The organism is Agreia sp. Leaf283, from assembly GCF_001422485.1.
Taxonomy (GTDB): domain Bacteria; phylum Actinomycetota; class Actinomycetes; order Actinomycetales; family Microbacteriaceae; genus Agreia.
Map to the genome: position 1 here is coordinate 721,539 of NZ_LMNF01000002.1, position 17,919 is coordinate 739,457.

Below are 17,919 nucleotides of genomic sequence, written 5' to 3' on the forward strand. Positions count from 1 at the left end.
GCACCCGCCCATGGCCCCAACGCACCCTTATCGGTGCGGATCCAGTAAACTCGGGGAAGCCCTGACACAAATCGGGGCGTCTACGCCGCCCGCCAGGCGCCATCGCCGGCCTCCGACGCGCAGGGGACAGACCACCTCAGTGTCCGAACTCCTGCCGCGACCATTCTCCCCAAGCGGCGTAGCCCGATAATTCATGACAGGGCATCACACAGTGACTTTCACCGATCTAGGCGTCGACCAGGACATGGCCGACGCACTCGCAAGCAAGGGCATCCTCGAGCCCTTCCCCATTCAGACCCAGACGATTCCGCTGGCGCTCGACGGCCAGGACATCATCGGCCAGGCCAAGACGGGCACGGGCAAGACCTTCGGATTCGGGCTCCCGCTCATCCAGCGTCTCGGGCTCACCCCGGAGGCCGGCGTGCAGGCCCTCGTGGTCGTTCCGACCCGCGAACTCGCCGTGCAGGTGACCGAAGACCTCGTGCTCGCCACGTCGAACCGCCCCACGACCATCGTGTCGATCTACGGCGGAAAGGCCTACGAAGGCCAGATCGAACAGCTGAAGGCCGGCGCGCAGATCGTCGTCGGAACCCCCGGCCGTCTCCTCGACCTCGCCGGCCAGCGCCTGCTGAACCTCGCCAACGTGCGCGAGATGGTTCTCGACGAGGCCGACAAGATGCTCGACCTCGGCTTCCTCGCCGACATCGAGAAGCTGTTCGCTCAGACCCCCGCGACGCGGCACACGATGCTCTTCTCCGCGACCATGCCGGGCCCGATCGTGGCCCTCGCCCGTCGTTTTATGTCGAAGCCCATCCACATCCGGGCCACCGACCCCGACGAGGGTCAGGTGCAGGCCCAGATCAACCACCTCATCTACCGTGCCCACAACATGGACAAGGACGAGGTCATCGCCCGCATCCTGCAGGCCGAGGGTCGCGGCAAGACCGTGATCTTCACCCGCACGAAGCGCGCCGCCGCGAAGCTCGTCGAGGAGTTGAACGACCGCGGATTCAACGCGGCGGCCGTGCACGGCGACCTGAACCAGGAGCAGCGCGAGCGCGCCATGGCCGCGTTCAAGGCGGGCAAGAAAGACATCCTCATCGCGACCGATGTGGCCGCCCGTGGCATCGACGTGCTCGACGTGACCCACGTCATCAACCACACCATCCCCGAAGACGAGAAGGCGTATCTTCACCGCGTCGGCCGCACGGGCCGTGCCGGCAAGACGGGCATCGCCGTGACCTTCGTCGACTGGGACGACCTGCACAAGTGGGCCCTGATCAACCGCGCCCTCGAGTTCGGCCAGCCCGAGCCGACCGAGACCTACTCGTCGAGTCCCCACCTCTTCTCCGACCTGAACATCCCGGCCGGCACGAAGGGCCGCCTGCGTCCCGCGACGCCCAAGACGGATGCGCCCGCCGCAGACCGGTCGCCGCGTGGCGCGGGCGACTCGCGTCCGCCTCGCACCCGCTCCCGCGCGCCGCGGTCGACCGGGCACGAGTCGGGAACGGCGAACGCGCCGCGCACCTCGTCTGCAGACGGAGCCGGCACGCACACGGGAACCGGTCCCGAGCACCACGACGGCAACAGCGCGCCTCGTCGCCGCACGCGTCGTCGCACTCCCCGCGCAGCGGAGTAGTCGCGATCGTTCTCAGTCGGGCAGCACCGGTTTCCAGCCGGTGCTGCGCTCGACGAGGCGCTCGAGCACCTCGGGCGCAGTCTGGTTCTCGCCCAGCAGGTTCGGCTTTCCCGCTCCGTGGTAGTCGCTCGACCCGGTGATCGCGAGGTCGAACTTGGCCGCGAGCTCGCGCAACCGCTCCTTGCCGTCGGGGGTGTTCTCCCGGTGGTCGATCTCGAGGCCGAACAGCCCCGCGTCGACGAGCCGGGCGAGTTCGTCCTCGGTCACCACGCCGTCGCGTCCCCGGGTAGCGGGATGCGCGATCACCGGAACGCCGCCCGCGGCGACGATCAGCTCCACGCCCGTCAGCGGATCGGGTGCGTAGTGCGGCAGGTAGTAGCCCGCCCGCCAGTGCAGGATTCCGGCGAACGCGTCGCTGCGAGTCAGCGAGTGGCCCTTGGCCACGAGCGCATCCGCGATGTGAGGCCTGCCCACCGTCGCGCCGTCCTGCGTCTGGGCGAGCACGTCGTCCCAACTGAGGTCGTAGTCCGCGCCGATGGCCTGCACCATGTCCTCCGCTCGCGTGAGCCGGGCAGAGCGGATGCGTGCGGTCTCGGCGACGAGGCCGGCACTGTTGGGATCGAACAGATACGCGAGCATGTGGATGCTCGCGTAGCCCCGCCTCGTCGACAGCTCCATGCCGGGGATCAGGGCGACTCCAGAACGTCGGGCCTCGGCTGAGGCCGACTCCCAGCCCGCAGTCGAATCGTGATCGGTGAGCGCCACTGTGCCGAGACCCGCGGCCGCGGCGGCTCGCACCAGATTCGCGGGCGTCTCCGTGCCGTCCGATGCGCTGGAGTGGGCGTGCAGGTCGATCGGCCCTGAGGGGAATGCGGAAGCCATCTGCCCATCGTACGAGTTCGAGCGAACCGGTCCCGCCGCTACGATGAGCCCATGAGGTCGACGGTGCGAGAGGTGCTCAGGCTCGCCGGGCGCTCGTGGCCGCTGCTGCTGCTCTGGTTCCTCGGCGGGTGGATCGTTCGCTGGGTCGTCATCCGCATCGCCGCAGAGCTCGGCGCGATCGACGCGACGCTCGGACTCATCGTTCTGCCGATCGCCGTCCTCGCGAGGCTGGTGTCGTACATCGGCATGTTCCTCGTGCTCCGCGACTCCATGCCGACCTTCACCCGGCTCGCGCGCGGCAATGTCACCGACGGCTCCGTCGAGGAGAGCGCCCTCGGTTTCCGCGACATTCTTCTCTCGAGCGTGCTCGTCTTCTTCGCCCTGTACTCGGCGATGGACCTCATGCGACAGGATCTGCTGAAGTACGCCGGCCTCGCCATCGAATCCGACAACTTCTTCACCTACGCCGATTCGGGAAACACGGTGCTCGCCGTCACGGCCACTCCCGCGTCGATCGCAGTGGCGATCATCGCGTTCGTCGGCCGTTTCGCGCTCAAACGCCTGCGGTCGAGACTGCCGGCCTGGACCTCGATCATCACGGTGTACCTCGAGGCGGTCTGGGTCTTCATCGCCGTGAACGTGCTGTCGAACATCTTCAGCGTGGTGCCCGACTGGATCGACAGCCGTCAGTTCATCCGGTCTCTCGACGAGCTGAGGCAGACGCTCGTCGAGAACTCCCTGACCCTCAAGATCGCCTGGGACGGCGCATCCTGGGTCTGGAATTCGAGCAGCGAGATCGTCTTCCTGGCGCTCTCATGGCTGCTCGTCGCCGGGGTCGTCTACGTGCGCTCACTGGCGACCTCGCTGGTCGAGGTGCGCCGCCGCGAGCGTCCTCGCAGCCAGGTGCTCGGCGCGCGGTGGGCATCGGCGCCCGTCGCACTGGCCCGTCGGGCCCGGCCGCTGTTCGACGATGCCATCGAGATCGCGAAACCCCTGCTTATGAGCGCCAGGGTCATCTGGCGCGGCGGCATCGTGTTCCTGGCCGTCTACGTGTTCGCCTACGCCCTGTGGGTCAGCGTAGGTGACTGGGTTCTGGCCGGCATCTACGCGGCGATCGGCCCCCATCCGTATCGATGGTGGATGGCGACGGATCAGCCGATCGGCTTTCTCATCGATCTTCTCGTCGAGCCCGTTCGCATCAGTCTGCTCGCGGTGGCGTTCGATTTCTGCCTGCGCAGGTCGCCGCGCGCGGCCGACGCGGCACTCGACGAGCTGTCGACCGACGTCGACGCGCTGGAGACCTCGGACGGAGAGAGCTCGAGTTCGAGATAGTCCGGCGACAGTCCGAGCTTCTCGATTACGACCCACGAGCCGGTCTCTGCGGCTCCGCTCGGGATCGTGGCCGCGACGACCAGACGATACGGCTCGCCCTCCGTGTCGGAGCAGGTCGTCTGGGAATCACCCGTCGGCGGAAACTTCCTCGGAAGATCGACGTTGGCATTCCACCTGCGACGTTCCGGATGCTCGGGGCTCGTCGCCGAGACCTGCAGGTCGCAGGAGTCCACCGGTTCGTCTCCGGGCGTCACATCGAGCACCGCGACGATGAGGTCGAGGTCCGGATCGAGTTCGAGCTCCTCTCCCCCGTCTGTTCCGCCACGGACGATCGCGGTGTCGGTGACCTGGAAGTCGGTTCCTCCGTACTCGGCGCTCTCTCCTTCGGCGACCACGATCGCATGCGAATAGAGGCCGTTCTGGTAGTCGAACCACTCGCTCGACGTCGTGAGGATCACGGTTCCCGGAAGGAGCACCGCGACAGCCAGCACGGGCCACCGGTTGCGCCGCCACCACGACCGATCGGATGCGACGGGTTCGGTCTCGACGCCGCTCACAGCACCACGTCCACGGGACGCGACACGACGACATCCGATTCGACGGGGAGCCCGCGCAGGTCGACGTCGAAGGCCAGCCGCGAGTCCAGGATGGATTCGTACGAGGCGTTGATGCCGACCTCGGCTCGGCCGGCCGCCTCCGACGCGAGCGCGGAGTCGGCGACCTCGAAGAGGATCAGGCCCCGCGAGGCAATGCCGGGTCGCATCAGGGAGTTGTCGAGGGTGAGGAGCGACAGGCGCTCGGTGGCGTAGTAGGTCGCGTCGCCGATGGTGAGGGTTGGCCTGTAGAGCGACGACGGCTCGACAGTAGCCGCGAATTCGGCCTCGACGACGACCCAGGTGCCCGTCGTCGGTCCCGTCCACTCCTCGCCGACCTCTGTCGCGTCGAAGCTCGACGCCAGGCGCACAGAGGTCACGGAACCGGTGAGCGTTCGCCCCGTCAACACGTCTCCCAGGGCGCCCCGTTCGTTGAAGGGCGCGTTGATGTCGTCGCCGTGCGGTGTGATGCCGTAGACCACCACCGTCGCCGCCAGGGCGACGACGACAGTCAGCGTCGACAGGATCGCCCTCCGCGTCACGCGGATCCGGCGGCTCACGGTGTCACCTCGTCGCGTGTCACGTACTGGAGTCCGCGATCACCGAGCGTCAGCGGAATCTCGGCTGTGACCATGGGATCCGACCAGGAGGCATCGAAGAGGAATCCCTCCCTGAGCGTCTTGTCGAGCACCCGCACCGTGATGCGCGAGCCCTCCTGGCGTTCCGATGCCGGAATCTCCCAGAGCAGCACGACCTCCTGCTCGACGAACGGCTGAAGCACGGGGCTCGACGACGACTCTCCTAGCCTGATCACCTGGTCGGCCTGCGGCTCGCCCGCCGTCCCCTCGAGGCCCTCGACCAGCACGTTGTCGTCGACCGTGCTCACAGGAGTGTCCGACACGTTGGTGATCACCGCCCGCACGGCGAGAAAGCGGTTGCCGGGCTCGGGTTCGAAATAGGGGTCGAAGCCGTCGGCGAGCCAGGCGTCCTCGACCGACACGTCGAGCTGCTTTCCGGCGACGACCTGACCGGCGTCCGCCCGGGCCACGGGTGCCTTCGCCACGGTGTCCAGCCCGCCGAATCCGGCCACGGCGCCGACCACCACGACCGCCGCCGAGACCACGTAGACGGCCGGCGTCAGTCGCTCCGCGAGGTCGAGAAGGCGCGACGGAATGCGATCGCGGGCCTCGGGCATGGCTCCAACATAGTCGGCACACGAATTCGGGGTGGAGAAGGGCGCAGAATGGATGGATGGCCGACGCACAGAACACTGACACGACAGACGCACCCGAGACCCCCGCAGCGAGCAACAGGAGCACGACCCCCGGATCGACGACGTTCCGGGACTACATCGCCAGCGGCTGGGCCGATCGCACCGACGTCATCCCGCCGGCCCGGCCCGAGGCATCCTTCGCCGCCGCGCGTCGGGCGGCGATCTCCGCCCTCCACCCCGGCGAGACCCTCATCATCCCCGCGGGCGACCGCAAACAGCGCTCCAACGACACCGACTACCCGTTCCGCGCGCACTCGGCGTTCTCGTGGCTCACGGCCTGGGGCTCCGACAGCGAGCCCGGCGCCGTGCTCGTGCTCGCGCCCATCCCTGACGGCGGACATGCGGCGACGCTGTACTTCCGCGAACGCGCCGGTCGCGACTCCGACGAGTTCTACGCGAACTCCGAGATCGGCGAGTTCTGGATCGGTCCACGGCCGTCGCTGGCCCAGGTGGCCGGAGACCTCGGCATCGACACCAGGGGCATCGCCGACTTCGAGGCCGTGCGCGAGGCCGCGGATTCGTCGACACTCTTGGTTCGTGAGGCGGCCGGCGACCTGGTGCAGGGAACAGACGACGAGCTCGACGCGGCCCTCGCCCGCGACCTGTCCGAACTGCGCCTGGTGAAGGACGAGTTCGAGATCGAGCAGATGCGCCAGGCGGTCGCCGCGACCGCACGCGGCTTCGACGACGTCATCCGCGACCTGCCGCGCATCTCGTCGCACGAGCGCGGCGAACGCCTCGTCGAGGGCGTGTTCAACACCCGCGCCCGGGCCGACGGCAACGCGGTGGGATACGACACGATCGCCGCATCCGGACCGCATGCCTGCGTGCTGCACTGGACGAGGAACGACGGCCCCGTGCTGCCGGGCGATCTCATGCTGCTCGACGCGGGCGTCGAGCTCGACAGCCTCTACACGGCCGACATCACCCGCACCCTGCCCATCTCCGGAACCTTCTCCCCCGTTCAGCGCGACATCTACGAGGCCGTTCGGGAGGCCGCCGATGCGGCCTTCGCGATCGTCAGACCCGGCATCCGGTTCCGGGAGATCCACGCCACGGCGATGGGCGTGATCGCCCGTCGCACGGCCGAGTGGGGACTCCTGCCGGTCACCGCGGAGGAGGCGCTCGAGGCCGACAACCAGCAGCACCGCCGCTACATGGTGCACGGAACGAGCCACCACCTCGGCATCGACGTGCACGACTGCGCCCAGGCGCGCCGCGAGATGTACCTCGACGGCGTCGTCGAGGCCGGCATGGTCTTCACGATCGAGCCGGGTCTCTACTTCCAGCCGGATGACCTGACGGTGCCCGAGTCGTTCAGGGGCATCGGCGTGCGCATCGAGGACGACATCCTCGTGACCGCCGACGGAGCCGAGAACCTGTCCGCAGGCATCCCCCGCACGGCAGACGACGTCGAGGCGTGGATGGCGTCGCTCTCGTAGAAAGGCGGGCGCGTCAGCGCTCGAGCACGTTGCGGGCCTTGTTGGCGACGTCGGGGCTCACCACGAGGGAGTAGCTGGTCGCGATCACCTGCATCGTCGAGGTGAAGTCGCGGCGACGCCTCGAGATCGAGTAGGTGACGATGCGGAACAGCAGCCCGAATCCGGCGCCGATGAGGCTCGCGGCGGCGATGAACGGGAGCGATGTCGCGGTCGGCGACAGGATCACCAGGAAGAAGCCGAAGAACAGGCCGAGCCACAGGCCGCTCAACGCGCCGGAGATCGCCGCCCGGGCGTAGCTCTGCTTGCCGATCACCCGTTCGACGCTCTTGAGGTCGTTGCCCACGATCGACACCTCCGCCACCGGGAAGTCGGCGTGCGCGAGCGTGTCGACGGCTGCCTGGGCCTCGCCGTAGGACTCGTAGCTCGCGACGATCTCTCCCCGGGGGATCGTGGCGGAATCGCTGGGGGCACGGCCGCCGAAGGGCTTCTGATTGCTCACCTGCCCATCCTCCCATGGCTGCCCTGATGAAGGTCTAAGTTAGAGAGGTGAGTGCCACCAGAGTCTTCGTCGCCAGATTGGCCGGGTGCACCGTCTTCGACCCCGCCGGCGACCGCCTCGGCAAGGTCCGTGACGTGCTCGTGGTCTACCGCAGGACCGAGTCCCCTCGTGTCGTCGGCCTCATCGTCGAGATCCCGGGCAAGCGTCGGGTCTTCCTGTCGATCGGGCGTGTGACGTCGATCGGCAGCGGTCAGATCATCACGACAGGGCTCATCAACGTGCGCCGCTTCGAGCAGCGCGGTGGCGAGGTGCGGGTGATCGCCGAGATGCTCGGCCGCAAACTCGACTTCAACGACGGCAGCGGCGAAGCCACCGTCGAAGACGTGGCGATCGAGGAGGTCGGTCCCGGCGAATGGCAGGTGGCGCAGCTCTTCGTGCGTCGTCCCAAGACGGGTGGTTCGCCGTTCGCGAAGGGCGCCACATCGTTCGTGCAGTGGCGCGAGGTGGTCGAACAGACCAAGGGCGGCGAGGCGCAGTCCGCCGAACAGCTGATCGCCACCTACTCCGATCTCAAGCCGGCCGACCTCGCATCGACCCTTATGGACCTGCCGCAGGCCCGCATGCTCGAGGTGGCCGAAGAGCTTCCCGACGCACGCCTCGCAGACGTGCTCGAAGAGATGCCCGAGAGCGAGCAGGTCGAGATCCTCGGCCAGCTCGACGACGACCGCGCGGCCGACGTGCTCGATCAGATGCAGCCCGACGACGCGGCCGACCTCATCGCGCAGCTGTCGGGCGAGCGCGGAGAGGCGCTGCTCAGCCTCATGCAGCCCGAAGAGGCCGACGACGTGCGAATGCTGCTGTCGTACGAGCCCGACACGGCCGGTGGTCTGATGACGACCGAGCCCATCATCGTCTCGGCCGACGCCACCGTGGCCGAGGGCCTCGCCCTCATCCGCCGCCAGGAGATGGCTCCGGCGCTGGGAGCGGCCATCTGCGTCACCCTTCCGCCCTACGAACCGCCGACGGGCAGATTCCTCGGCATGGTCCACTTCCAGCGCATGCTCCGCTATCCCCCGCACGAGCGACTGGGCACACTGCTCGACTCGAGCCTCGACCCCGTCACGGCCGACACCTCGGCCGCCGAGGTGTCGCGCATCCTGGCCAGCTACAACCTGGTGTCCGTTCCGGTCGTCGACGACAACCACCGACTCGTCGGGGTGGTGACCATTGACGATGTCCTCGACTACCTGCTGCCCGATGACTGGCGAAGTCACGACGGCGACGACCAGAAACGCACCCCGACGCGTTTTCCCGAACGCCTCGGAACAGTTCCCGTTCCCACGAAGAGACCAGTACGCATAGGCGCACGAAGGAGGGCCGGCAATGGCACGCAATAACCGCTCAGACGTCCGTCTCGACGCGCCCAAGGGCCTCCGCAGCAACGTCATCCCCCGTCGCAACCGGCAGAGTCGCGACCGCTTCGGCCGGGGAACCGAGGCCATCGCCCGCGGCATGGGAACTCCGTGGTTCCTCGTCATCCTCACCCTGTTCGTGGTTGCCTGGATGTTCTACAACACCACCGCGCCCGAGGGCCTGCGCTTCGACGATGCCGCGATCGGATTCACGGCGCTCACCCTCATCCTCTCTCTGCAGGCCTCCTACGCCGCGCCGCTGATCCTGCTCGCGCAGAACAGGCAGGACGACCGCGACCGGGTGCAGATCGAGCAGGACAGACAGCGAGCCGAGCGCAACCTCGCCGACACCGAGTACCTGGCGCGAGAGGTGGTGGCCCTGCGACTCGCGATGAAGGACCTCGCCAGCAAGGACTTCATCCGCACCGAGTTGCGCGCGTTCCTCGACGAACTCGATCGAGACGCCGAATCGGATGTCGATGGTCGCCGTGCCGCCGGATCGCCCGGTGCCTGAGACGGTCGACGCGCCGCGGCTCGACCTCGCCGTCAGGCAGGCGCTGACGCGCGTGATCGATCCCGAGATCCGCAAGCCCATCACCGAGCTCGACATGGTGGGGGCCGTCTCGGTCGACGACACGGGACACGCATCGGTCGACCTGAGACTGACCATCATCGGATGCCCTGCTGCCGACACGATCGAGCGCGACGTGCGAGACGCCGTGTCCGGCGTTCAGGGCGTCACGACGGTCGACGTCGACGTCTCGATCATGTCGTCGGACCAGCGACGCGCGCTCGTCGAGAAGCTGCGGGGGCCGCGCGCTCAGCGCACCGTGCAATTCGGACCCGATTCCCTGACCCGCATCTACGCCGTGACGAGCGGCAAGGGCGGTGTCGGCAAGTCGACGATCACCGCGAACCTCGCGGTCGCTCTCGCCGCCCGCGGACTGCGGGTGGGCATCGTCGACGCCGACGTCTACGGGTTCTCGATCCCGGCCATCCTCGGCCTCGTCGACGATACCGGTCTCGCGGTGAAGCCCACGCGCGTGGGCGACATGATCCTCCCGCCCGTGGGCCGCGACGTGAAGGTCATCTCGATCGGCATGTTCATCGACTCGGCCCCCGGGTCGGGCGCGTCGGGCGGAGCCGTCGCATGGCGCGGGCCCATGCTTCATCGCACGATCCAGCAGTTCCTCACCGACGTGTTCTTCGGCGACCTCGACGTTCTGCTCCTCGATCTCCCGCCGGGCACCGGCGACATCGCCATCTCCATCGGTCAGCTTCTTCCGAACGCCGAGGTCATCGTCGTGACGACACCTCAGCCCGCAGCAGCGGACGTCGCGGAGCGATCCGGCATCGTCGCCAGGCAGACCGGCCAGCGGATCTTCGGCGTCATCGAGAACATGGGGCCCCTCACGCAGCCCGACGGATCGGTGCTCGACCTCTTCGGATCCGGCGGAGGAGCCGAGGTCGCCCGACGCCTGTCGCAGGGCCAGGAGTCGCCGGTGCCCCTGCTCGCATCCGTGCCCCTGAGCCTCGAACTGCGCCGGGGCGGCGACACGGGAGAACCCCTGGTCCTTGCGAACCCGTCCGACCCGGCCAGCGCAGCGATCATCTCGGTCGCCGAGGTGATCGCCACCCGAGGCCGACAGCTGGCTGGACGACGATTGGGAGTCTCGCCGCGCTGAGCGGCTCCTCCTCCCCCGCACCTCGGTCGAGCGATCCGTCCACAGCACGCCGCGCCGAGGGCCCGCAGAGGACTCCGGCGTCGGTCGCTGCACCTAGCCTGCCCGCATGATCGACGTCGCGTATCCCGTTCCCTTCGCCATCTCCAGGCGCAGCGCCCGGCACTCCCTTGTGCTCACCAATCGCAGCCCCGAACGCCTCACGGCCCTGTCGTTCAGTCTTCTCGGCGCCGGTCTCCTGCGCACGACCGCCCCGCTCGTGCTCGATCCGGGCCAGCAGGTCAGGCTCACCGTGGCGGGCCAGGAGCTGCCTCGTCGCGGCATCGTCGTCGTGCGGTGGTTCCGTCCCGACGGCTCGGAATATCTGTGGCGCATCACGTTCTGATCGGGCGCCCGCCCGAGGTTCACGCGGGCGTGCGAGTATGGTCGCATTCCCGTTTGCGAGAGGGGCAGAGGTGAACGACGACCAGGCCTCGATCGACGCGCAGAGGCGCGAGCTCCAGCGTCGCGTCTTCTCCGCCTCGAGCGAGTCGTCCGACGCCCGCGCCGCCGCTCGCCAGCTGCAGCTGCTCGATTCGCGTCGTCTTCGCGAGGCATCCGACACGCCCGCCGGCCAGGCCGCCGACACCGGTCCCGCACCGCCGGCCCCCGCAACCGCACCCGAGGCATCCGACGACCTGCCCGAGCACGCCGAGCACGCACCCCGCCGGGCGATCGCGCGCCTCGTCACGGCCGTCATTCTCGCGCTGGCCGTCGGAGTCGCCGTCGGCCTGTACGCGGGCTCCCCCGCAGACGTCGTGAGCGAGCCGACGACGTCGCGCCCCCTCGTCGACAGCAGCGGCGCGCTCGCTCTCTTCGACCGCCCGCAGGCCGCCGCAGATCTGCCAGACCAGGCGTTGCCGGGAACAGTCATCGGTGAGTCGATCCGGGCGATCGGCGACCCGTTCTTCGAGCTCTTCATCGGTCGCAACGCCGCCAACATGGTGTGCCTCTTCGCCGTGCAGCCGCGCAGCTCCTTCGCCATGTCGTGCGTCACGATCGACGAGTTCCCCTCGACCGGCGTGAGGCTGGAATGGTCGGGCGAGATGCCCAGCATCTCAGCAGACGGCTCGACCGGCGTCGTGCCGTCGGCCATGAGGGCCATCTGGAGGCCGGACGGCTCGCTCGATCTGGGCGGAGGGCCTCGCTGAGGCCGCTCCCCGCCGATTCAGCGGATCAGAGCACGAAGACCAAGGGGATCCACCCGAGGACGAGGTCCGCCAGAACGGGAATCACCACGCCGAAGAGCGCGGTCACGGCGACGCAACCGACGAGCACGAGCAGCGCGAGCGTCCAGGGCGACGAGGTCCAGTCCGCCGTCACCGTGTCCTGCGTCACGACCAGATCGTCGTCGCCGGAGAACAGTGCGGTGACCGTATCGGTGCCGTCGACGTCGCTTGTCATAACACCAATCTAACGCGGCGAGACGACTGATCAGGTGGATTCGGAGTCGTACGGCGTGGACTGGTCCTGCGGCACATCCGACTGCACGGCGTCTTTCTTGCGCGAGATGTACGCGGGCTCGGGCCGGGAGACCGGTTTCACCACGGGTGCGGCAGCGGCGGGCGCGTCGTCGAGCAGGGCCTCACGGATGATGCGCCGCGGATCGTACTGCCGCGGATCGAGCTTCTTCCAGTCGACCTCGTCGAACTCGGGGCCCATCTCCTCTTTCATGCGCACCTTCGCCCCATCGGCGTAGTCGCGCAGTGTGCGAACGAGGCGGCCCAGCTTGGCGGCGTAGCTCGGCAGCTTGTCGGGGCCGAGAAGGAACACGGCGATGACGCCGACGAGCAGCAGCTTCTCGAACGACAACCCGTTGAACACCCTGACAGACTACCTCCGCCGCGTGGCTCGCGGCTGACAGGGCCCCCAGTACCTATGCTTGCCCGGAGGAGAGTGACGTGTCAGGTAAAGAAATGAACTGGAAGTACTCCGAGGACGTCGTCCTGGAGCCGGCTGGGCTTGCGCAGGCCCGCGCGCACTCGCTCGAACTGGGCATCGATCCGGTGTCGCCCGCCATCGGGGCGCAACTCGGCGTGCTCGCCGCGGCATCCGGCGCCATGTCGATCATCGAGGTCGGCACGGGCGCGGGCGTGTCGGGGCTCTGGATGCTGCGGGGTGCGCCCGAGGCGTCCATCACGTCGATCGACACCGAGGTCGAGTACCAGCAGGCCGCACGCGCCGCCTTCCTCGCGGAGGGCATCCCCTCGAACAGGATCCGCCTCATCGCCGGGCGGGCGGTCGACGTGCTGCCGCGCATGAACGAGAACTCCTACGACCTCGTTCTCATCGACGCCGACACCGACTCGGTTATCGAGTACGTCGAGCACGGGCTTCGACTCGTGCGCAAGGGTGGAACGGTCGCGGTTCCCCACGCCCTGTGGCGGGATCGCGTTGCCGACCCCGCGCAACGCGACGACACGGCCACCGATTTCCGCACGCTCATCACCGAGCTGTCGAAGTCGAGCGCCGTTCTCGTCGCCCTGTCTCCTGCGGGTGACGGGCTGCTCCAGATAACAAAAGTCGGCGACTGACCTTCGGGGAGAGCGGGTTCAGAACCCGTTCTCCCGTCGGACCAGCCGCCGAGCTTCGATTCGTGGTGCGCCTGGTTCGACGCGGCCAGGATCAGGCGGGGGTTACAACTCCCGCGAGAGCATCGTGCAGCTCCTTCGCCTCGGCATCATTCACCGAAACCACGAGGCGACCCCCTCCTTCGAGTGGCACTCGCACGATAATGAGGCGTCCTTCTTTGACAGCCTCCATTGGTCCGTCTCCGGTCCTGGGCTTCATGGCGGCCATGCGGCTCCCTTTCGTCGTGAACTTCTATTATCCGCTATTTCGCGACGCTTCCGCCGCACCCGTGCCGGTGCGGATCGCTTACGGGGGTGTCCAGTCCGCCCCGTCGACGCCCCAGCAGAGCAGCAGCCAGCCGGCCTGCGCGGCGATGAAGACACACACCATCGCCACCCGGTAGATCAGGGACTTCGGCTGCGCGACCGCTCCGAGAAGCGGGAACATCGGCATCAGCAGGCGGAAGGTGCTCGACTGCGGGAAGAAGACGGCGAGCAGGTACACGCCATAGCTGAGCACCCAGATGCGCAGATCTGCGCCGAGTCGCCTCACCGGGGCGATCAGGAGGCTCAGCGCGAAGGCGACGATCAGAAGCACCACGACGAGTCCCCCGACCGGGAAACCGGACTGCGAGTTGAGCCACCAGTTCGCCGATTGGAACCAGGGCGCGAAGGGAACCAGGTGCTGGTAGCCGATGTAGGCCGAACGCCAGGCCAGTTCGGTGTCCGTATAGGCCGTCACGTCTCCCGTGACGAGGGCCGCGATCGCCGGCCAGGCCAGGCCCATGATCGCGCTGAAGACGGCGATGAGGCTCACCACGATCCTCTCGCGCCACGGGAACGGCTCGCGGGTGCGCGTGGCGAAGCGCACGATCACGTGCAGACCGAGGAAGAGCGCGAACGCGAGGCCCGACGGCCGCGTGAATGCCATGACAGCGATGACCGGAACCAGCCACCCGTACCGGCGCCGAACGACGAGGTAGAGGGCCAGGACGAGCAGGAACGTGTGGAGCGACTCGGCGTACGACAGTTGGAAGAGCGCCGACACCGGCGCGACGCAGAACAGCACCACCGAGAACATCGCGGTACGCGCATCCGACAGCACATGCGCCATCAGTTTGAAGAAGACGAGCGCCGCACCGAGTCCGGCGATGACCGAGACCGCGACCGACACCACGGGCCAGGAGAGCGTCGTGACGATCATGAGGCCGCGCACCAGGAACGGGTACACAGGCATGAAGGCCCACGCGTTCTCACCGACGTGGCCGTCGGCGGTCATCGGAAGCTGGTCGGGGTATCCCGTCACGGCCACGATGAAGTACCAGTGGCCATCCCAGATGGTCGCGAAATCGAAATACCCCGGATGCGCGCCCGTCCACGGATTCGCGCCCTGCCCGGCGGCGATCGCCAGGATGATGACGGTGCTGACGATTCGCGCCGCGATATAGATCAGCGAGACCCGCGCCCACCAGGGCAGAACCCGGTAGCGCACGAGCGCCGCGCGCCTGCGGGTGATCATTCGGCGGCGGACGCTGTTCCGGCGAGCCAGCGCCGCAGACCGTTCTCGCAGTCGGTGATCTGGCTGAGCAGCACGCGCTCGTCGTCGGCGTGCGCCTTCAGGGGGTCTCCCGGCCCGTAGTTGACGGCGGGAACGCCGAGGGCCGAGAAGCGGGCGACATCCGTCCACCCGTACTTGGGCAGCGGCTCCCCGCCGACGGCGTCGATGAACCGGCGGGCGACGGGGGCGTCGAGTCCGGGACGCGCGCCCTCAGCGACGTCGACGATCGTCACGTCGAAGCCGGCGAAGACCTGCCTGATGTGGGCCTCGGCCTCCGCTCCGGAGCGCGACGGCGCGAATCTGTAGTTGACCTCCACGACCGCCGCATCCGGAATCACGTTGCCCGCGACGCCGCCGGAGATGCCCACGGCGTTCAGACCTTCGCGATAGACGAGTCCCTCGACCTCGACCTGGCGCGGCTCGTAGGCCGCCAGCGTCGCGAGAACGGGTGCGAGCGCGTGGATGGCGTTCTCGCCGACCCAGCTGCGTGCCGAGTGCGCCCGCAGGCCCCGCGTGCGGATCTCCGCCCTCAGCGTTCCGTTGCAGCCGCCCTCGATCAGGGAGTTCGTCGGTTCGCCGAGGATCGCGAAGTCTCCCTCGAACAGCTCGGGTGAGTTCCTGGCGAGCCTGCCGAGGCCGTTGAGCTCGGAGGACACCTCTTCGTTGTCGTACCACATCCATGTGATGTCGACGGCTGGCTCGGTGAGCTCCGCTGCGAGCTTGAGCTGCACGGCGACCCCGCCCTTCATGTCGACCGTGCCGCGGCCCCAGAGGTAGTCGCCCTCGTAGCGGGTCGGAAGGTTGTCGTTGATGGGAACGGTGTCGATGTGACCGGCGATGACGACCCGCGACGGCCGACCGAGCGTCGTGCGGGCGACGACGGTGTCTCCGTCTCGATGGATCTCGAGGTGACGCGATCCGCTCAGGCTCGCGACGATGGCGTCGGCGATGGCCGTCTCGTCCCCGGAGACCGACCTCATGTCGCAGAGCTGTCTGGTCAACTCGATCGAGCTGGCGCCGAGATCGAGGAACACGAGCGGGGCGGGAGCGGAATCCGTCATGCCTCCAAGCCTAGATGCCGACGCCGTCGAGGGTGGGCGAGGCGGCCGAGTCGGTAGGCTCGACGCATGAGTTCCGAGCATTCCACCAGCCCCGCCACGCCCGATTTCGCCTGGGCGTCCGGTCTCGCCACCACGTCCGGGGCCGGGGTCGTTCTCGACGCCTGGTTCCCGAGCCCCTCATTGGGGCGCCTGCCCGAGGGTCATGACCGGCACATCGCCCCCGCCGAGCTCGAGGTCCACGCCCAGCCCGACGCCCGGCGCAACGTGACCCTCGACATCGTGACTCTCGAGATCGACCTGCGCGAGCCGCCGGCGTCGACACCGGATGCCTACCTGCGGCTCCACCTGCTCTCCCACCTTCTGGTGCGCCCGAACACCATCAACCTCGACGGAATCTTCGGCCACCTGCCGATCGTGGTCTGGACGAATGCCGGCCCTGTGCACCCCGACGACTTCGACCGCCTCCGCCCGTCCCTCCAGCGACAGGGCATCGCGAGCACCGGCATCGACAAGTTCCCCCGGCTGCTCGACTACGTGAGCCCGGCGGGAGTGCGAATCGCCGACGCGTCGCGCGTTCGCCTCGGCGCTCACCTCGCACCGGGTACGACCGTCATGCACGAGGGATTCGTGAACTTCAACGCGGGCACCCTCGGAACCTCCATGGTCGAGGGCCGGGTCTCGCAGGGCGTCGTGGTCGGCGACGGATCCGACATCGGCGGCGGAGCCTCGATCATGGGCACGCTCTCCGGTGGTGGAACCCAGCGGGTGGCGATCGGCGAGCGCGCCCTGCTCGGAGCGAACTCGGGGATCGGCATCTCGATCGGCGACGACTCGGTGGTCGAGGCGGGCCTGTACGTGACCGCCGGCACGAAGGTCGTGCTCATCGACTCGGCGCCCACCGTCGATGGAGGTCGCCGCTCGGTGAAGGCCGTGGAGCTCTCCGGCGTTCCGAATCTGCTCTTCCGTCGCAACTCGCTCACCGGCGCCGTCGAGGTGCTGCCTCGCACCGGTGCCGGCATCCAGCTCAACGCCATGCTGCACGCCTGAACTCAGCACTCCCCCTCGATTCACAAAGGACTCATCGTGACCTCTCTCGACCCCCAGCCGATCAGCACCGCCGACCTGGCGAACTACTTCGATCACACGCTTCTCAAGCCGGAGGCGACCGACGCCGACGTCGCGGCACTCATCACCGAGGCCGACGACCTGGGCGCGTACTCCGTCTGCGTCTCCCCGTCGATGCTGCCGTTGGAACTGCCCTCCGGGTCGTCGCTGAAGATCGCCGTCGTCTGCGGTTTCCCCTCGGGCAAGCACCACTCCGAGATCAAGGCCGCCGAGGCTCGCCTCTCGGTCAGTCAGGGGGCCGACGAGGTCGACATGGTCATCGACGTGGGCGCGGCGAAGGCGGGAGCCTTCGACCGCGTGCAGGCCGACATCGCGGCAGTGCGCGCCGAGATCCCCGCACCCCGGGTGCTGAAGGTCATCATCGAATCGGCCGCGCTCAGCGATGAGGAGATCGTGGCCGTCTGCAAGGCCGCCGAGGCCGCCGGCGCGGACTTCGTCAAGACCTCCACGGGCTTCCACCCGACGGGCGGCGCAACCGTGCACGCCGTGCGCCTGATGGCCGAGACCGTGGGCGCGCGTCTGGGCGTCAAGGCATCCGGCGGCATCCGCAGCTACGACGACGCGCTCGCGATGATCGCCGCCGGGGCGACGCGCCTCGGAGTGTCGAGCTCCAGGCAGGTTCTCTCCGGCGCACCCGCCACGGGCGACGGCGGCTACTGAGCGCCGGTCGCTCGGCGGCCTCGATACGGCCGCAGGCGGCCTACTCGACCAGCGCAACGCTGTCGAGCGCGCGTCCAGCGGGCGAGAGCTCTTCCGTCGCTCACGCGCTCGCCCGTGAGAGGCGCGCTCGATCTACGCAGCGGCCCCGCCGA

20 protein-coding genes are annotated in these 17,919 nt (G+C 68.3%); 11 read left to right on the forward strand and 9 right to left on the reverse strand.

Going from position 1 to position 17,919, the window contains the following annotated elements:
• Positions 1 to 244: 244 nt before the first annotated feature.
• Positions 245 to 1,639 (forward strand): DEAD/DEAH box helicase, encoded by a 1,395-nt coding sequence (locus tag ASF51_RS12215; RefSeq protein ID WP_235497229.1) that lies wholly within the window; start codon positions 245 to 247, stop codon positions 1,637 to 1,639.
• A 12-nt stretch (positions 1,640 to 1,651) separates the two neighbouring features.
• On the opposite strand, the gene ASF51_RS12220 is transcribed toward ASF51_RS12215, so the two are convergent.
• Complete coding sequence (locus ASF51_RS12220; protein WP_055929866.1) at positions 1,652 to 2,521, reverse strand: PHP domain-containing protein; 870 nt, start codon at positions 2,519 to 2,521, stop codon at positions 1,652 to 1,654.
• A 51-nt stretch (positions 2,522 to 2,572) separates the two neighbouring features.
• On the opposite strand from ASF51_RS12220, the gene ASF51_RS12225 reads away from it, so the two are divergent.
• Positions 2,573 to 3,853, forward strand: coding sequence for a hypothetical protein (locus tag ASF51_RS12225; protein ID WP_055929869.1), 1,281 nt, complete (start codon positions 2,573 to 2,575; stop codon positions 3,851 to 3,853).
• 553 nt (positions 3,854 to 4,406) lie between these two features.
• On the opposite strand, the gene ASF51_RS12230 is transcribed toward ASF51_RS12225, so the two are convergent.
• Complete coding sequence (locus ASF51_RS12230; RefSeq protein ID WP_055929872.1) at positions 4,407 to 5,006, reverse strand: hypothetical protein; 600 nt, start codon at positions 5,004 to 5,006, stop codon at positions 4,407 to 4,409.
• On the reverse strand, positions 5,003 to 5,641 hold the full coding sequence (locus tag ASF51_RS12235; RefSeq protein ID WP_055929875.1) for a hypothetical protein: 639 nt from the start codon (positions 5,639 to 5,641) through the stop codon (positions 5,003 to 5,005). The genes ASF51_RS12230 and ASF51_RS12235 overlap by 4 nt, the downstream gene beginning before the upstream one ends.
• Before the next feature lie 56 nt (positions 5,642 to 5,697).
• Here ASF51_RS12235 and ASF51_RS12240 point away from each other — a divergent pair, with 56 nt between their 5' ends.
• Complete coding sequence (locus tag ASF51_RS12240) at positions 5,698 to 7,161, forward strand: aminopeptidase P family protein (RefSeq protein ID WP_055929878.1); 1,464 nt, start codon at positions 5,698 to 5,700, stop codon at positions 7,159 to 7,161.
• A gap of 13 nt (positions 7,162 to 7,174) precedes the next feature.
• On the opposite strand, the gene ASF51_RS12245 is transcribed toward ASF51_RS12240, so the two are convergent.
• Positions 7,175 to 7,660: a general stress protein gene (locus tag ASF51_RS12245; RefSeq protein WP_235497230.1), complete on the reverse strand. Its 486-nt coding sequence runs from the start codon at positions 7,658 to 7,660 to the stop codon at positions 7,175 to 7,177.
• A gap of 47 nt (positions 7,661 to 7,707) precedes the next feature.
• On the opposite strand from ASF51_RS12245, the gene ASF51_RS12250 reads away from it, so the two are divergent.
• The 5 genes from ASF51_RS12250 to ASF51_RS12270 all read left to right on the forward strand — a co-directional run bounded on the left by ASF51_RS12250 (position 7,708) and on the right by ASF51_RS12270 (position 11,944).
• The gene (locus ASF51_RS12250) at positions 7,708 to 9,057 is read left to right on the forward strand and encodes a magnesium transporter MgtE N-terminal domain-containing protein (protein WP_055929882.1); all 1,350 of its coding nucleotides are present in this window, start codon (positions 7,708 to 7,710) and stop codon (positions 9,055 to 9,057) included.
• A complete protein-coding gene (locus ASF51_RS12255; RefSeq protein ID WP_055929885.1) occupies positions 9,044 to 9,586 on the forward strand; it encodes a DUF1003 domain-containing protein in 543 nt (180 codons plus the stop codon). The genes ASF51_RS12250 and ASF51_RS12255 overlap by 14 nt, the downstream gene beginning before the upstream one ends.
• Positions 9,579 to 10,757 carry a P-loop NTPase gene (locus ASF51_RS12260; protein WP_369797314.1) on the forward strand — a complete coding sequence of 393 codons (1,179 nt, stop codon included), beginning with the start codon at positions 9,579 to 9,581 and terminating at the stop codon, positions 10,755 to 10,757. The genes ASF51_RS12255 and ASF51_RS12260 overlap by 8 nt, the downstream gene beginning before the upstream one ends.
• Before the next feature lie 106 nt (positions 10,758 to 10,863).
• Positions 10,864 to 11,139 (forward strand): hypothetical protein, encoded by a 276-nt coding sequence (locus ASF51_RS12265; protein ID WP_055929892.1) that lies wholly within the window; start codon positions 10,864 to 10,866, stop codon positions 11,137 to 11,139.
• A gap of 70 nt (positions 11,140 to 11,209) precedes the next feature.
• Positions 11,210 to 11,944 carry a hypothetical protein gene (locus ASF51_RS12270; protein WP_055929895.1) on the forward strand — a complete coding sequence of 245 codons (735 nt, stop codon included), beginning with the start codon at positions 11,210 to 11,212 and terminating at the stop codon, positions 11,942 to 11,944.
• Positions 11,945 to 11,969: 25 nt separating this feature from the next.
• On the opposite strand, the gene ASF51_RS12275 is transcribed toward ASF51_RS12270, so the two are convergent.
• Together ASF51_RS12275 and ASF51_RS12280 are read right to left on the reverse strand one after the other, a co-directional pair.
• Entirely contained in the window at positions 11,970 to 12,197 is a 228-nt protein-coding gene (locus ASF51_RS12275) for a hypothetical protein (protein ID WP_055929898.1), read from the reverse strand.
• Positions 12,198 to 12,227: 30 nt separating this feature from the next.
• Positions 12,228 to 12,617 (reverse strand): twin-arginine translocase TatA/TatE family subunit, encoded by a 390-nt coding sequence (locus ASF51_RS12280; protein WP_055929901.1) that lies wholly within the window; start codon positions 12,615 to 12,617, stop codon positions 12,228 to 12,230.
• Between the two features lie 77 nt (positions 12,618 to 12,694).
• On the opposite strand from ASF51_RS12280, the gene ASF51_RS12285 reads away from it, so the two are divergent.
• Complete coding sequence (locus ASF51_RS12285; RefSeq protein ID WP_055929904.1) at positions 12,695 to 13,327, forward strand: O-methyltransferase; 633 nt, start codon at positions 12,695 to 12,697, stop codon at positions 13,325 to 13,327.
• Positions 13,328 to 13,418: 91 nt separating this feature from the next.
• Here ASF51_RS12285 and ASF51_RS18765 read toward each other — a convergent pair whose 3' ends face one another.
• The 3 genes from ASF51_RS18765 to dapE form a co-directional block, all read right to left on the reverse strand.
• On the reverse strand, positions 13,419 to 13,592 hold the full coding sequence (locus ASF51_RS18765; protein ID WP_078714890.1) for a DUF3117 domain-containing protein: 174 nt from the start codon (positions 13,590 to 13,592) through the stop codon (positions 13,419 to 13,421).
• Positions 13,593 to 13,670: 78 nt separating this feature from the next.
• A complete protein-coding gene (locus ASF51_RS12290; protein WP_055929906.1) occupies positions 13,671 to 14,882 on the reverse strand; it encodes a mannosyltransferase family protein in 1,212 nt (403 codons plus the stop codon).
• Positions 14,879 to 15,982, reverse strand: a complete 1,104-nt coding sequence (gene dapE, locus ASF51_RS12295; protein ID WP_055929909.1) for a succinyl-diaminopimelate desuccinylase — start codon at positions 15,980 to 15,982, stop codon at positions 14,879 to 14,881. Before dapE ends, ASF51_RS12290 begins: the two co-directional genes overlap by 4 nt.
• 66 nt (positions 15,983 to 16,048) lie before the next feature.
• On the opposite strand from dapE, the gene dapD reads away from it, so the two are divergent.
• Positions 16,049 to 17,029 carry a 2,3,4,5-tetrahydropyridine-2,6-dicarboxylate N-succinyltransferase gene (dapD, locus tag ASF51_RS12300; RefSeq protein WP_055929914.1) on the forward strand — a complete coding sequence of 327 codons (981 nt, stop codon included), beginning with the start codon at positions 16,049 to 16,051 and terminating at the stop codon, positions 17,027 to 17,029.
• Between the two features lie 36 nt (positions 17,030 to 17,065).
• A complete protein-coding gene (gene deoC / locus ASF51_RS12305; RefSeq protein WP_055929917.1) occupies positions 17,066 to 17,767 on the forward strand; it encodes a deoxyribose-phosphate aldolase in 702 nt (233 codons plus the stop codon).
• Positions 17,768 to 17,919 lie beyond the last annotated feature (152 nt).